This is a genomic window from Vibrio sp. SCSIO 43135 (assembly GCF_023716665.1).
In the GTDB taxonomy this organism is placed as follows: domain Bacteria; phylum Pseudomonadota; class Gammaproteobacteria; order Enterobacterales; family Vibrionaceae; genus Vibrio; species Vibrio paucivorans.
Genome location: NZ_CP071859.1, coordinates 1,554,211 through 1,568,909 on the forward strand (window position 1 = coordinate 1,554,211; position 14,699 = coordinate 1,568,909).

11 protein-coding genes are annotated in these 14,699 nt (G+C 43.8%); 6 read left to right on the forward strand and 5 right to left on the reverse strand.

The annotated features are described in order from the left end of the window. Positions 1 to 141: 141 nt before the first annotated feature. Both J4N42_RS07050 and J4N42_RS07055 read left to right on the forward strand, forming a co-directional pair. Entirely contained in the window at positions 142 to 1,029 is an 888-nt protein-coding gene (locus tag J4N42_RS07050) for a putative PEP-binding protein (RefSeq protein WP_252030719.1), read from the forward strand. 154 nt (positions 1,030 to 1,183) lie between these two features. Continuing rightward, the gene (locus J4N42_RS07055) at positions 1,184 to 1,657 is read left to right on the forward strand and encodes a PaaI family thioesterase (protein ID WP_252030720.1); all 474 of its coding nucleotides are present in this window, start codon (positions 1,184 to 1,186) and stop codon (positions 1,655 to 1,657) included. Here J4N42_RS07055 and J4N42_RS07060 read toward each other — a convergent pair. Continuing rightward, positions 1,632 to 3,020 carry a hypothetical protein gene (locus J4N42_RS07060; protein ID WP_252030721.1) on the reverse strand — a complete coding sequence of 463 codons (1,389 nt, stop codon included), beginning with the start codon at positions 3,018 to 3,020 and terminating at the stop codon, positions 1,632 to 1,634. The two genes, J4N42_RS07055 and J4N42_RS07060, sit on opposite strands and share 26 nt — an antisense overlap. A 100-nt stretch (positions 3,021 to 3,120) precedes the next feature. On the opposite strand from J4N42_RS07060, the gene J4N42_RS07065 reads away from it, so the two are divergent. Then, positions 3,121 to 3,957 carry a CvfB family protein gene (locus tag J4N42_RS07065; RefSeq protein WP_252030722.1) on the forward strand — a complete coding sequence of 279 codons (837 nt, stop codon included), beginning with the start codon at positions 3,121 to 3,123 and terminating at the stop codon, positions 3,955 to 3,957. 183 nt (positions 3,958 to 4,140) lie between these two features. Here the strand turns inward: J4N42_RS07065 and rsmF are convergent, their stop codons facing one another. The 4 genes from rsmF to J4N42_RS07085 form a co-directional block, all read right to left on the reverse strand. Continuing rightward, positions 4,141 to 5,565: a 16S rRNA (cytosine(1407)-C(5))-methyltransferase RsmF gene (rsmF, locus tag J4N42_RS07070; protein WP_252030724.1), complete on the reverse strand. Its 1,425-nt coding sequence runs from the start codon at positions 5,563 to 5,565 to the stop codon at positions 4,141 to 4,143. 106 nt (positions 5,566 to 5,671) lie between these two features. Next, entirely contained in the window at positions 5,672 to 8,305 is a 2,634-nt protein-coding gene (locus J4N42_RS07075) for an MlaD family protein (RefSeq protein ID WP_252030725.1), read from the reverse strand. Then, positions 8,298 to 9,536, reverse strand: coding sequence for a paraquat-inducible protein A (locus J4N42_RS07080; protein WP_252030798.1), 1,239 nt, complete (start codon positions 9,534 to 9,536; stop codon positions 8,298 to 8,300). Before J4N42_RS07080 ends, J4N42_RS07075 begins: the two co-directional genes overlap by 8 nt. Before the next feature lie 50 nt (positions 9,537 to 9,586). Then, positions 9,587 to 11,383, reverse strand: a complete 1,797-nt coding sequence (locus J4N42_RS07085; protein WP_252030726.1) for an ABC transporter ATP-binding protein — start codon at positions 11,381 to 11,383, stop codon at positions 9,587 to 9,589. Between the two features lie 87 nt (positions 11,384 to 11,470). On the opposite strand from J4N42_RS07085, the gene msrC reads away from it, so the two are divergent. The 3 genes from msrC (at position 11,471) to prc (ending at position 14,685) form a co-directional block, all read left to right on the forward strand. Continuing rightward, the gene (gene msrC / locus J4N42_RS07090; RefSeq protein ID WP_252030727.1) at positions 11,471 to 11,944 is read left to right on the forward strand and encodes a free L-methionine (R)-S-oxide reductase MsrC; all 474 of its coding nucleotides are present in this window, start codon (positions 11,471 to 11,473) and stop codon (positions 11,942 to 11,944) included. Positions 11,945 to 12,046: 102 nt separating this feature from the next. Further along, positions 12,047 to 12,673 carry an RNA chaperone ProQ gene (gene proQ / locus J4N42_RS07095; RefSeq protein ID WP_252030728.1) on the forward strand — a complete coding sequence of 209 codons (627 nt, stop codon included), beginning with the start codon at positions 12,047 to 12,049 and terminating at the stop codon, positions 12,671 to 12,673. A 17-nt stretch (positions 12,674 to 12,690) separates the two neighbouring features. Then, complete coding sequence (prc, locus tag J4N42_RS07100; protein WP_252030729.1) at positions 12,691 to 14,685, forward strand: carboxy terminal-processing peptidase; 1,995 nt, start codon at positions 12,691 to 12,693, stop codon at positions 14,683 to 14,685. Positions 14,686 to 14,699: the final 14 nt, after the last annotated feature.

The window sequence follows — 14,699 nt, forward strand, 5'->3', positions numbered from 1 at the left end:
AATAAACTTCTCTTATCATAGCGGCTAGATTAAAAATTTATGCAGTTCAATGAGCTAAATATGCTCGATTGGGCTTGTATTACGTGCTGCCAATGGTATTTTCGTTTACAAAGACGATTATAATTTTGACACGGAGCAGTAATGAATCTCGATAATAACAACCGTTTGCATCCAGAACTCATATTAGGTGATTCAATTCCTTCATCTGAGCAGGAAATGGCGGGACCACATGTCTATATTTCGATAGCGGATTTGATTGCTGAGAAGGTGTTTTATCATCCATCAATCTCACAAGTGCAAGACTCCCTATCTGCTATAGAAGCGTCTTCGTTAGAGGCAATATTGGGCGGCAATGATGTAGCTGAGCATTTTGTGTCGGTATTAGTTGCCGAATTATCTGCATCTATCCAACCATCTCACCAAGCAGTACGTGTTTGTCTAAGCAATACCGATAGTGCAGGTTTTTCTGCCTTAATAGGAGGGAAGGTAGAATCGGATGAAGTTAACCCTGCATTAGGCAGCCGAGGCGTGATTCGCTATGCGTCAGAAGCATACAACCCTGCTTTTGCGCTAGAGTGTCAGGTGATCAAAGTGCTACGTGAGCAAGGTATAAACGTCGAAGTTGTCGTTCCTTTTGTTAGAACACTTGCAGACGCAGCGACAATTATCGATAAGCTGGCTGAGCAAGGCCTACCACGTGGTTTGAATGGGTTACGCGTACTATTCTCTGTTGATGTGCCGTCATCTGCATTACTGGCTGAACGTCTGCTTCACTATTTCGATGGTGTAGTGATCAACCTAGACAACTTAGCGCAATTTACATTGGGAATTGATAGAACATCAGCAGAACTTGAACAAAGCTTCGATCCCGAGAATGAATCAGTTATTCAGCTATTGGACATTACGGTATCCGCAGCAGCACATGCTAAGAAGCCGTCACTTGTCGTATCGCATGGTTTAGAATCGAGCCCTAAAGTACAAGAGTACTTGTTGGAGCATCGCAACGTAGCCGCTGTAACTGGCGCTTAATATGTCTTTAGCGTAATCAGTTTTAGTACACAGAAATTTCACTCTTACTCGGCGCTTTTCTGCGCCGAGTCTCTTGTTTGTTAACGAAATGTTGACATCTACTCATGTTTTATATGAACTGGTCTGACTACTTTTGCAGCTCATAGGTTGTTTCATGTTGTCACCACTACAGAAAGCAAACTTTTATCTCAATATGTTTGGCTTTTTCAAAGTTCCTTTTATCTGGCTATCGCGCCCTAAAATTCTTCGTTTGGACGAGCAAGCGGTCGAAATCAAAATCCCTTTGAAACGTCGTACTAAGAATCATCTGAACAGTATGTATTTTGGTGTATTAGCCGTAGGTGCAGATGTAGCAGGTGGCTTTATGGCGATGAGCAAAGCTCAAAAGCGAGGTGAGAAAATCTCATTGGCGTTCAAAGCCGTTGAAGGGCAGTTTTTAAAACGACCTGAATCGGATGTTCATTTCGTTTGTCATGATGGTGAACTGATTGATGAGATGTTGGATGAAACCATCGCTACTGGCGAACGTGTGAATAGGGCGGTTAAGATTACCGCCATCTGCCCTGAGTTACACGGTAACGAGGCGATGGCGGAATTTATGCTTACTCTGTCTCTAAAGCGGCTCTAGGCAAGGTGGTTTCAGCGAGCTCTATTTGTTCAATAGCCACGATTTTGCTTCGATTGAGGATGATCTTCCATCGATAAAAGTTGACTTCACCTTTATGGTTGTCTTCCTTAACAATCATGTTGAGCAAATGTCTTTTCTCTACCGATTCTTTGGTCACTTGGCCGTTGTTGTGTTGATAAATCTTGTTAGAGCGCTTATCCATCAGGCGCGTTAGCGCACGCATGTTAACTTGAAGCGTTTCTCGTGTCTCTTCGTAGCCACTCATAAACCGCGACGTTGTCATTTCAGTTTCAGAACGATAGTGCAAAACTTGTTCTTCACGCTGAACGACACGTTTTTTACGGATTTGAGTAATGCGATCGGGGAGCTTGCTCAATGAAGTATAGTCAAGCCATTCGAGCTTTTGTCCGACTGCTTTATTTGTTGTCGGGTCGATGTAACGGCGTCGCCATTTAGGTTTCCCTTTGCGGATCACTCTCCATAAAACATCGCGCAAGTCATCTTTGAAGATTTCTCGTAAGGCATACAAAAAAGACATCGCAATAATAAATGAGGCGGTGATTTCCCCCCAATAATCGCGTGCCATGATTGCTGTAATTGTAACGAATACCATCACTAAGCCGGTCGCGATGCCTTTTACTGCTCGCTTCATGTTTTTGCCCAGCGAAGTCACCTTCTCATTAAGTACGATAGGGTGCTCGATCAAACGGCGTAACAGGCGCATTTTGTTACTCATCCTCGTTACGTCGTCACGTACTTTCTTTGAGTTATAGTTGTTGAGCTTTCGATGTGCGGTTTCTTTCTCTACGATAGCAAGTAAGCGCTCTTTTAAGGTTTTGTAATCACCTTCACGAGGCATATGGGCGATTAAAGAGAGAAACTTTTGGCCGGTATACCAAGATAAATAATTATCTATGTTCGCGTAGTAACGCTTTAAGCTCTCTTCAAATGGAATTGCTCGGCGCAGTCGTTTCAAAATATCGAGTGCTAGCTCGATAACTTCGTCAACTTCTTCTGTCGTGATGACGTCTTTTTCATGCTTGTTCAGCTCTGCGACAGCTTTGTCTAGGGCAATTACGTATTGGTAAGCAAACAAACTCAAACTTACTCGGTATTGAGTCGTAGAAAGTCGGCCGCGTTTGGCGAGTCGGCTATGGACGAGTGGCAATAGCGTTTTGTCACTGAAATAGGCCCGTTTTTGATGAATTGAGCTGTAATAAAAGGCACTTTCGCTCATGACTTCGGGGGTTAATCCGAGTTCGCCAGGGACAAAAAGGTAAATATCTAAATCGGACTTTTTGGTCGCTGCCATCGCATGGGAAATTTTTAGAGTTATAGCGTCTTGTTTGTCGACCGAGACCAAGAAATGCTCCTGATAATAAAGTTAAATTTCTTTGTAGATTTACGGAAAGAATAACAGAGTTTGGTTATAATCTCCGTAAATTTAAAAAGAGACAGATGAAATGATTAAAGTTGGTCAGATGAACCGCTTGGAAATTGTAAAGCGGGCTGATTTCGGCATTTTTTTAGATGCGGATGACTTTGGGACCACATTATTGCCTAACAGACATGTACCAGAAGGTGTCGAAATCGGCCAGTACATCGACGTATTTCTTTACTTTGATTCAGATAATCAACTTGCAGCGACTACAGAATCACCGATTGCCAAAGTGGGTGAATGGGGAATGATGAAAGTTGAAGGTGTCAATAGCACCGGTGCTTTCGTAAGTTGGGGAATCAAAGAGAAAGACTTGCTAGTCCCATACAGTGAGCAGCGTGGTCGTCTACGTGAGGGGCAGAACATTCTTGTGTATGTTTACACAGATAAAGCGTCCGGGCGAATTGTTGGTACCACTAAATTCAATAAGCTATTAGATAAAACGCCAGCGAACTATAAGCAAAACCAGCAAGTAGATTTGATCATTGCAGAGAAAAGCGACCTAGGTTACAAAGCGATTGTAAATGGGACGCATTGGGGAATGATTTTTCCATCTGACGTGTTCGGTAAGCTTTTCATTGGTAAACAGTTGAAAGGGTTTATTAAAAATGTTCGCGATGACGGCAAAATAAACTTGTCGCTACAGAAGATTGGCACCGCGAAGATGGATGATCTTAGCTCGAAAATACTGGATTTGTTGGAAAAGAAAGAGGGTTTCTTACCACTGAACGATAAATCGTCGCCAGAGGCTATCTTTACGGCATTTAGAACCAGTAAAGGCACCTTTAAGAAAACGATTGGTGGCTTGTTCAAACTGGGCAAAATCACAATGGAAGCTGATGGTATCCGTTTAAAGAAATAGCCGCAATTTGTTTAGACTGCACACCTAAAAAAGTGGCCCAACACTTCCTGTATTGGGCCAAGGGGAAGGGCTCTTGAAGAGCCTGCGCTAATCTCAGAACTACAATAGCTGTATACCTCTATTGTAGTTCATCATAGCGTCTAGGCGACTAATCTATAGAATTTCATACTATAGTCTTAGGTGTCAGAATAGATTTTTATCTCTGACTAGCTCTCTAGGAAGGCCATTCTTAATTCTGTTTCCAACCCATTTCCCTAGTCCAATCACATCGTTACCCAGTTTTACTAGCACTTCACCTTTGCCGCTAAGTCCCTCTGGACGTACATCTCTACCCATGAACCACTCACGAGCATCATCAACAGAAAGTGCTATGGATTGGCTTTCATTTCCTGACGCCAAGGCGGTAGCGACTTGGTGTTGCCAACGGTAGCCTTTATTAAAACTCTCGGCGATTTTGATTCCCATACGAGAGAAACGCAGCTCGCCAAGCATAGGTTCTAGGTTGTTTGGGAATAGCCAAACGTCTTTATCTCTAATCCAAACAGAGCTATCTTTTGGCAGAGATACCCCTAGTGCCTTAAATAGTTGCTCAGCAATGTCTTTCTGAGTTTTAGCGGGCGCTTTTTCAAACGGAAATTTGCCTAGTCGCTTCTTAACGGTTGGAGCAGGTACTGAGCCCGTCTTCTTAATCTTAGCGACAAAGAATCCTTCGCAATCGTATGTTTGAGGGAATATATGTAGAAAGCCTTCTTTTGTAATTGAGAGCTCTGCTTTATCAAATAGGTTTTCCAGAGTTTCAAATTCTACGTTATCGCCGAACGTTTCTTTCAAATGTAGGCAAACGTGCTGGTTTTCTTCAACGCTGAGTGTGCAAGTAGAGTAGACAAGAGAACCACCCGGCTTCAGAGCGTGAAAGGCACTTTCAATGAGATCTTTTTGCGTATTAGAGATAGACAGAACGGAAGCTTTACTCCAGTTCTTCATGGCATCCGCATCTTTGCGGATAGTGCCTTCACCAGAACATGGCGCATCGATCAATACGGCATCGAATTGTTCCGGTAGCCAACCACCAAAAACGCGCCCATCAAAGTTGCTTAGTGCAGTATTTCTAACGCCACACCGCTCTATATTGGCATGCAGTACTTTCACCCGACTGGCGGAGAACTCATTTGCAACCAGTACGCCGTCATTTTTCATCAGAGCAGCGATTTGGGTGGTTTTTGAGCCTGGAGCCGCTGCCATATCAAGAACGGAATCGTAAATGATACTGTCGTCTTCAAACAGTGCTGATACAGGCATCATGGAACTGGCTTCTTGGATATAGAATAGCCCAGCCATATGTTCTGCGGTATTGCCTAATGGAACGGTTGACTCATCAGCCTCAATCCAGAATCCAGTAGGGCACCAAGGTACAGCTTCAAGTATCCAGCCCTTATCATTTGCACGTGTTTTAAACTCTTCGACGCTAATTTTAAGCGTATTCACACGGATACTTTTGCGCAGAGGGCGCTGACAGGCTGCGACGAAATCTTCCATATTGAGATGAGAGGGCATAATGGCTTCCATCTCACTAAGAAATTCAGCTGGGAGTGTAATGTTTGAATGCAAGGGAGAATCTCGGTGGTCTTTGTTTATCGCGGGATTATAGCGGAGATAAACAATAAATATAAAAAAATGCAGCGTAAAGCTGCATTTTTCTTACTTTGAGACTGTGCTATGGCCGAGGAATTGGGGTTCGCCACTTTTTCCAGTCGTCTTGAGCAGTCGCATACAGGTAGAAGGACTGTTCTGGCTGAGCTGGTGGCTGTAGTTGTTTTTCCTCTGGTGTGGCGAAAGTAATGCCGCCTTTGACTATGCTGTCTATTGTACCAGAGCGGATATTCGCCCCTGATAAGCCAATGGAAACATCAAGCCCTGAGGTATTCCAGAAAATACTATTTGAACGCACTAAATAGGCATACTCGCTATCAATCACAATGGTTGAAATGACGCGATCTGAAAACTCACCAAGCTTAACATCGGTCACTTGTCCGACGGTCATGTCACGGAACAAAATTGGTGTACCCACTTTAATTGAGCCTCGAGTTTCACTCTGTAAACTGAATACCGTGCCCATTTCCTTAGCTGGTGCGTCTGTTAGGGCAAACTCATAATGAGGCTTTCCTTTGCCTGGGGTCACATTAATTGTAGGGCTAATGATGTTCTCTAAGTTGCGCACACCCGATAGCCCTATCTCTGGTTTAGCGACCCAAAAATGACTTCCTTGTTTCGCGATTTTTTGTGCGTATTCAGGGAGAATACGTACTTTTATCTGTACTTTGTCACTGTTGAAATCTGGCGCGACAAGAGTTACTTCACCTACTTGAACACCGTTGTATTTGATAGTGGTACCAACAGCGGCATTGTTGGCGGTGTCAGCGGTAAGAGTAATCACATGGCCAAATTTTCGGGCGTCTTGGAAGTCTTTGTATAGCTTCCAGTGCTTATTGATTTTGTTTTCCACTCCAGCCAGTGAGTCAAAGGCAATACCACCTTGAACTAGAGTTTTGAGTGGTGCTGCTTTGACACTGATGCCACTTAACGACGCATCGACTTCAACACCTGAACGATTCCAAAATACCGATTGTTCGGTGATAAGGTGCTTGTACTGATTCTCAATAGTCGCATGGATGAGTACGCCACCATCTCTCAGTTCGAAATCGGAGATACTTCCCACCTGTAGGTTTCGATATAGAAGCGGGCTACCTTTTGAAATTGGAGGCAGTTCGTTGGCAAACATTGAGATTTTCATGGAGCCTGATTGATTATACTTGGCTAACTCGGCAAGTGATTTACTCGCATAAAGTGAGTAACTTTCTTGGGCATTGTTAGAACCTTCGCTTACAAAGCTAATGGAACCTGTAAGAAGTTGCTTGGCGGGTGGTACAGAAATACTCAGGCCGGATTCAGTAAGTTCTGCGGTAGCGCTGCCCGTTACGTAAAAACGGTTGTTTGATTTAATTAATTCGGAATAGGTGTTATCAATCAACGCTGAAAGGTGAACCGAGTCGTTCACAAGGCTAACTTGAGTGATCGAACCGACTGGAATCCCTCGGTATAAAATATTAGCGCCCACGTCCAATCCAAATGAATTATCCGAAACAAGAGTAATCGCAACAGAACGTTCTTGCTGTTCGTTGAATTCATTTTTGCGAACGGCTGTAAAGTGTCGAGAACGATCACCGTCACCAGGTACTAAAGTTAAGAAGTTACCTTTGACAAGGTTGGCGATGTTTTCCACACCTGATAGGGAAACCTTAGCCTCTTCTAGGACAAACCGGCTCTGCGTCGTAAGCATATCGCTGAATACAGGTTGGATTGCGGCAGAAGCGACAATGTCTTCACGGCCTTCACTTAACCTTACGTTGGTCACTTGGCCGATCTCAATGCCGCGATAGACAATAGGGGCTCCAGAAGCACTGATCTTGCTGTCATCTGGTAAAACGATTTGAATAGGAATACCACGACCTGCCGTTTTGAGGTCTCGATATAATCGAAATTGGGTATTATCCGCAACAGGTTGCCCTCCATCTGGAGAATCTACTGCTATAGACCCACCAATTAATGCGCTTAAGCTTTCTAGGTGGACATCCACGCCATCAAACCCGATATTTGCACCGATACCGCTTACATTCCAAAAACGGCTTTCGTCGGTAATGATTTTGCGATATTCGTCTTTGATCGACGCTTGGATGATGACGTTTTTGGCGTTGCTGTCTAACTGGTAGTTGTATACTTCACCAATCGGGATTTTTTTGTAAACAATTTGAGAGCCAATCGAAATTCCACCCAAGTCGCGAGCACGAAGAGTGATATTTAGGCCTTTATCCGCCAACAAGTCGGGCGGGGCGCTTTCTAAAGCAGTAAACTTAGTCTCGAACTCCGCACCACTATCGCTAGGTTGTATCGCAATATAGTTACCTGATACGAGAGCGTCTAAACCAGATATCCCGGAAAGGCTAGCGGTTGGTTTGACCAACCAAAAGCGAGTGTCTTCAGATAGTAATTTTGTCGCTTCAGGGTATATGTCGGCATCCACGTATATACTGCCCAAGTTTTTAGACAGCGTAATGTCGCGCACCATACCGACCTCTAGGCCTTGATATCGTATGGTTGTTCTACCAGCGACCAGTCCTTGAGCGTTAGAGAAATAGATTTGAATCCTCTGTCCTGCATCATGGATTGCCTTTGCGACTAACCAACCGGCGAGCAACATAGTGAGAATAGGCAATATCCACAGTGGCGAAATACCACGATTGCGTTTCACTTTCGGTGAATAGGAAGTTTGAGGGGATAACTCGTCACTCATTAATTAACTCATCCTTAGAAGGCTCGCGATAATTAGACCAGATAAACCTTGGGTCTAAACTCTCTGCTGCAAGCATAGTAAATACGACGACTAAGCCAAATGCGACGGCGCCGTAACCTGGAGTAAAATTCAAAATCTGCCCACGATCAACCAGTGTGAGCATGATAGAAATTACGAACAAGTCCATAACTGACCACTTGCCAATCCAGCGGACTGCGAAGTAAATAAACATGCGTTGGCGGTGGTAGACTGCTCGCTTAAAGCGAATCGCAAGTAAGATGTAGCCTAATCCCAAAATTTTGGCGACAGGTACGACAATACTTGCGACGAATATAATTAAGGCAATGCCTTCTTGCTCAGTATTCACCAACGACGCTACACCCGACAAAATGGTGTCTTCTAAGCGCTGCCCGTTAGTGATAAGAATCGAAATCGGAATGACGTTTGCTGGAACGATGGCAATACTAGCAGCAATCAGATAAGCCCAAGTCTTCTGAATTGATCTAGGCGTTTTGTGGTGGATTGGTTGGTGACATCGAACACAACGTTCACCATTAGGTTGAGACAGGTGACAATTGTGGCAATGAATCTCTTTTACTGAGAACGCATGGTTGCGCTCTGGGTCCCACATTTCCCAATAGCGACGAACACTGACTCGGCTGATCAACAAAACGGTAAAGATTTGTAGCAGAATCAATCCGAATAAGCCCGGGCCAACAAAAATGTCGGAATAATCCTGAAGCTTGAAACAAGACACCGCGACGCTAACAAGGAAGACGTCAATCATTACCCAGTGTTTAAGGTGTTGAATCGTCGTTAGAGAGTATCGTAATCCAGTAAATGACTTGAAATGCAGGCTTAAATGCGCACCAACAACTGAGGTACAGACGAGCAGTGGGGCGATAGAGCTACAGAACAGAATCAGTAGTGCCAAAGCAACAAAGCCTTCTTGCATCATAATGATAACGCCTGAAGGCAAAGTGGCGGGAATCATCACTCCTACAAGTCTGATACTAATAAAGTCGAAGAAATGAGACGGAATAAAAAGAAGTAGGCAGGTTATAGCTACTGCGAGGTTTCCTGATAATGAGGGTTTGCCGCCACGATACAGTTGAGTACCACATCGTGGGCAATAGGCGCTTTTGCCATCTTTAATTTCGATAACATCGACGGGGAGCTCACAGCCCTGACAAAGCCGGACATGTGAAGATTGCGCCTGATGTGCTTCCATGTGCTTACAAGACACGGCACAACCTATTGATGCTAGTTACAGGGTCACTATTAAGCGTTCGACTGCAAAGTTCCATATAATGTTTGATATAAACCTTCTTGTTCAACCAGTTCTCCATGTGTCCCTGTTTGGCTAACCTGTCCATCTTCTAACACATAAATCATGTCGGCTTGTTTTACTGCTGAAAGCCTGTGAGCGACAATCAATGTCGTTCTTCCTTTAAGGAACTCAGTCAGGGCTTTATGAAGTGCTGACTCCGTAGCAGTATCTAATGCAGATGTTGCTTCGTCCAAAATAACAAACTTAGGATCGGTTAATACCATCCTAGCAATTGCTAGCCGTTGGCGTTGCCCACCCGAAAGGCGAATTCCACTTCGACCGATTTGAGTTTCAAGTCCGTCACTAAGCTGAGAAATAACATCATGCATTTGAGCAACTTCTAGAGCACGCCAAAGTGACATGTCATCGTAGTCGCCGCCGAGGGTCAGATTATGCCTTAAGCTATCGTTAAAGAGTATAGGTTGTTGTAAAACAACGGCGATTTGCTCACGAATGACATCAAAACTTATGTCGTCAGATGATTCTCCATTGAAACGAATGATGCCTGAGCTCTGGCGATAAACGCCTATCAGCAACTGTATGAGTGTCGACTTACCACCACCACTTGCACCTACCAACGCGACTTTTTTCCCTGCTGGGATAATAAGGCTCAAGTCGTTAAGTACCTGACTTTCATTATTGTAGGAAAAATTGACATTCTCGACTCTGACTTCGACTTCTCGATCAGAAGTGAATGGATTGACTTTACTTACTGGGCGATACTCTTCTTCAAGAGTGAGAAGGGTATTAATACGGTTTAGAGCTGCTTTGGCGCTATACCAAGAAAATTGAATCCCTAACAATTCTTGTACTGGCCCAAGCATAAACCAAAGGTAGCCAAAGACTGCAAAGATTTGGCCTATCGTCAGGTCACTGAACAGCACCATTAGCATAGCCACAGCGCGGAACAACTCGAAGCCAAGCAGGAACAATAGAAATGATAGACGGCCTGCAGCTTCTGATTGCCAAGCATATTTGTCAGCATCAACACGGATCTGGTCGGCTTGGCCTTTCAGCTCCCTTAGAAACTCGCGCTCTTTGTTAGCTGCACGGAGTTGATAGATGCCATCCAGTGTTTCAACTAAGCGATTCTGAAACCTTTCAAAAGATTGATTTTCTCTTTTTTTAAGGTGCTTTACACGGCTACCCAGTTTACGAGAAAAGTAGATAACAACTGGGTTTACCAACAAAATAAACAGCCCTAGGCGCCATTCGAGCCATAGAAGTACAATTGCGGTACCGAGCACTGTGAGTAGGCTAATGATGAACTTAGACAGTGTACTGCCAATGAATTGATCGATCGTTTCTATGTCGGTAATGAGATGGGCGTTAATACCGCCGCTTCCTTGAGTCTCGTACTGCTTAATACTAATGCGGCCGAGCTTATCTAGCATTTTCGTTCGCATTTTGTAGGTAATAGTTTTGGATACAAGGGTGAACTGCCTGCCTTGGAGTATGTTCAAACCTTGGCTTACGGTACGCATTAAGATAACGAGCAATAGAGTTAAGGCAATATAACCAGTAGGAGTTTGAACCGAATCTGGCAACAGCATATTCATGTACTCAAGCCCAGTGCCAGGCTGGTTTAAAAGCACTTCATCAACCATTAGAGGCATTAATAATGGGATAGGGACACTAATTAGTGTGGCGAGTATGGCTATAGCATTAGCAAACAGAAGCTTAGACTTGTGCTTTTTTACTTGTTTTAGAAGCCAAGAGCGGCTAATAGTATCACTTGAATCGAACATTTTGATGAGAATGCATCCTATTTGTATTTTGTGGGCATTGTACGGATAACGATGATGTATGTCTCTAATTTTCAAATGGAAGTAATAATGAAAATAGAACATTACCACCGACTAACCAAACAAGCAGTTGCGCTTTTGGAATCTGAAACCGATCTAGTTGCTAATCTTTCTAACTTATCGGCACTTCTCAACATGGAATTAGAGGAACTAAACTGGGTTGGTTTCTATCTAATGAAAGAAGGGGAGCTGGTGTTAGGTCCATTTCAAGGAAAACCTGCGTGTGTGCGTATTCCGGTTGGGCGTGGTGTGTGTGGAACAGCTGTCGCTACGAACACTGTTCAGCGTATTTACGATGTACATGAGTTTGAGGGGCATATTGCTTGTGATGCTGCGAGTAACTCCGAATTAGTAATCCCTTTCTCAATTGGGGGAGAAGTCGCGGGGGTACTTGATATAGATAGCCCAAATATTGGTCGATTTAGCGAGATTGACGAGCAAGGTTTGACATTTTTAATGGTTGAAGTAGAAAAGCTGCTTAATTCGCATACTAACAAAGCATAAAATGACTCTTTACTGTGGTTTTTCGCTTGCAGGTCACTATAATACCTGAAATATTTATCTTAATGCCTGCGGACAAGCTAACCGCAACAACCAGGAATCCTCATGGAAAACACTGAAAAGTTAAAAAACAGCAAAGAAGTTATCGCATACATTGCTGAATGTTTCCCTAAGTGCTTTACTTTAGAAGGTGAAGCAAAACCTCTGAAAATTGGTATTTTTCAAGATCTTGCTGAGCGTCTTAGCGAAGATGAAAAAGTAAGTAAGACTCAACTTCGTGCAGCGTTAAGACAATACACGTCATCTTGGCGTTACCTACACGGCGTTAAACCTGGTGCCACTCGTGTGGATCTAGATGGCAACGCATGTGGTGAGTTAGAAGAAGAACATGTTGAGCATGCTAAAACTGCACTAGCAGAAAGCAAAGCTCGTGTACAAGCTCGTCGTAAAGAGCAAGCACAGAAAAACCGTGAAGAAGCGAAAGCAAACAAGCCTAAGGCGAAAAAACCTCAAGCTCGTCGTGCTCAGCCTAAAACACAAAAAGCTCCAAGTAAGCCAGTTGAAACACGTGCTCTGAATGCCGACGAAGTTACTGTTGGTAATCAAGTAAATGTGAATATGGGCAAAGGAAACATGGCTGCGACCATTGTTGAAGTAAATAAGGAAGATGTGCGTGTTCAACTAGCAAACGGCCTGCAAATGGTTGTGAAAGCGGAGCACTTACGCGCATAAAGGAGACACTCCTACGCATGAAATGCCGTTCAAGATTGACTCTGATAGCTGCTAGCCTTTGGCTGGCAGCTTCATCAGCTCAGGCTCTAGAAGCCAAACTTACCAAAGAGGACTTACCGGTTCTCGCTCCAGAAGTTCAGCATGAAACCGCAAGCAAGCGGATCACATCACGCTTTACTCGTTCTCATTACAAACACTTCACTCTCAACGATCAGTTCTCTCAAGCTATTTTCGACCGTTATATCGAAATGCTGGATTACAATCGTAATATCTTCACCCAAGCAGATATCGATTCATTTCAAAAATGGTCGGTCGGTATTGATGACCAATTAAAAGCGGGTAACAACCAAATTGCTTTTGACGTTTACAACCTTTCGATTCAGAAACGTTATGAGCGTTTTAAGTACGCGTTATCCTTGCTTGACGAAGAGATGTCTTTCGATATCGATGAAACGATAGAGTTAGATCGCTCAGAAGCTGCTTGGCCGAAAAACCAAGACGAAGTGGATGAGCTATGGAGAAAGCGCGTAAAATACGATGCGCTGAATCTAAAACTAACGGGTAAAGAGTGGCCTGAAATTAAAGACGTGCTTGGTAAGCGATACAACAACGCGATTAAGCGCATTAGCCAAACTCATAACGAAGATGCGTTTCAGCTGTACATGAATGCATTTGCCCGAGAAGTTGATCCGCACACGAGTTATTTATCACCACGTAATGCAGAGCAATTCCAGTCTGAGATGAACTTGTCTTTAGAAGGTATTGGTGCCGTTCTCCAAATGACGGATGACTACACCGTGATTCGCTCTTTGGTCGCTGGTGGTCCAGCTTCAAAAAGTAAGCAACTCGGTGAAGGTGACCGCATCGTAGGTGTTGGCCAAGATGGCAAAGAAATTGTTGACGTTATTGGTTGGCGCTTAGACGACGTGGTTCAGCTAATTAAAGGGCCTAAGGGCACGAAAGTTAAGCTACAAATCTTGCCTGATGGTAATGATGTGAAAAGTCACGTTGTCACAATTGTCCGAGACAAAATTCGTTTAGAAGATCGTGCAGTTAAGTCTGAGCTCATTGAAAAAGATGGCAAGAAGATTGGTGTTTTAGAAGTTCCTAGCTTCTATGTCGGATTGTCTAAAGACACTGACAAGTTAATCACTGAACTGAAAGAGAAAGAAGTTGACGGTATCATCGTCGATCTTCGTAACAACGGTGGTGGTGCGTTAACTGAAGCAACATCTTTATCAGGTTTGTTTATTGAAAGTGGCCCGGTTGTCCAAGTTCGTGATAGCTACGGCCGAGTTAATGTAAACAGTGACACAGATGGCAAGATCTCTTACCAGGGGCCGTTAACGGTTCTAGTGAATCGCTATAGTGCATCAGCATCAGAAATTTTCGCCGCAGCGATGCAAGACTATGGTCGTGCGATTATTCTAGGTGAAAACTCTTTCGGTAAGGGGACTGTTCAACAGCATCGCTCTTTGAATCACATCTATGATTTGTTTGATAAAGAGTTAGGTTACGTGCAGTACACGATTCAGAAGTTCTATCGAATTGATGGTGGCAGTACGCAAAACCGAGGTGTGGTTCCTGACATTCCATTCCCAACGCCAATTGAACCTAGCGAAACAGGTGAAAGTGTTGAAGATAACGCACTCCCTTGGGATCGCATAGATCAAGCGAAGTTTAGCCCGCTGAAAAGTAATGAAGAACTGATTCAGCAACTAACAACGAAGCATCAAGCTCGTATCGCCAACGACATGGAATTTGGTTTTATCCGCGACGACATTGCGAAGTACAAGGCAGAAAAAGACGAGAATACGATTTCTCTCAATGAGAAAACTCGTAAGGCTGAAAGTGATGAGGCAGACGCCAAACGTCTTGCGCGGATCAATCAGCGTCAGAAAGCCGAAAATGCAAAAGAGTTTAAGTCATTAGATGATGTGCCAAAAGACTATGAGGTACCTGATGCGTACTTAGACGAGTCGGTTGCCATCATGGTTGATATGCTCAACTAACCAGCCAATTTACA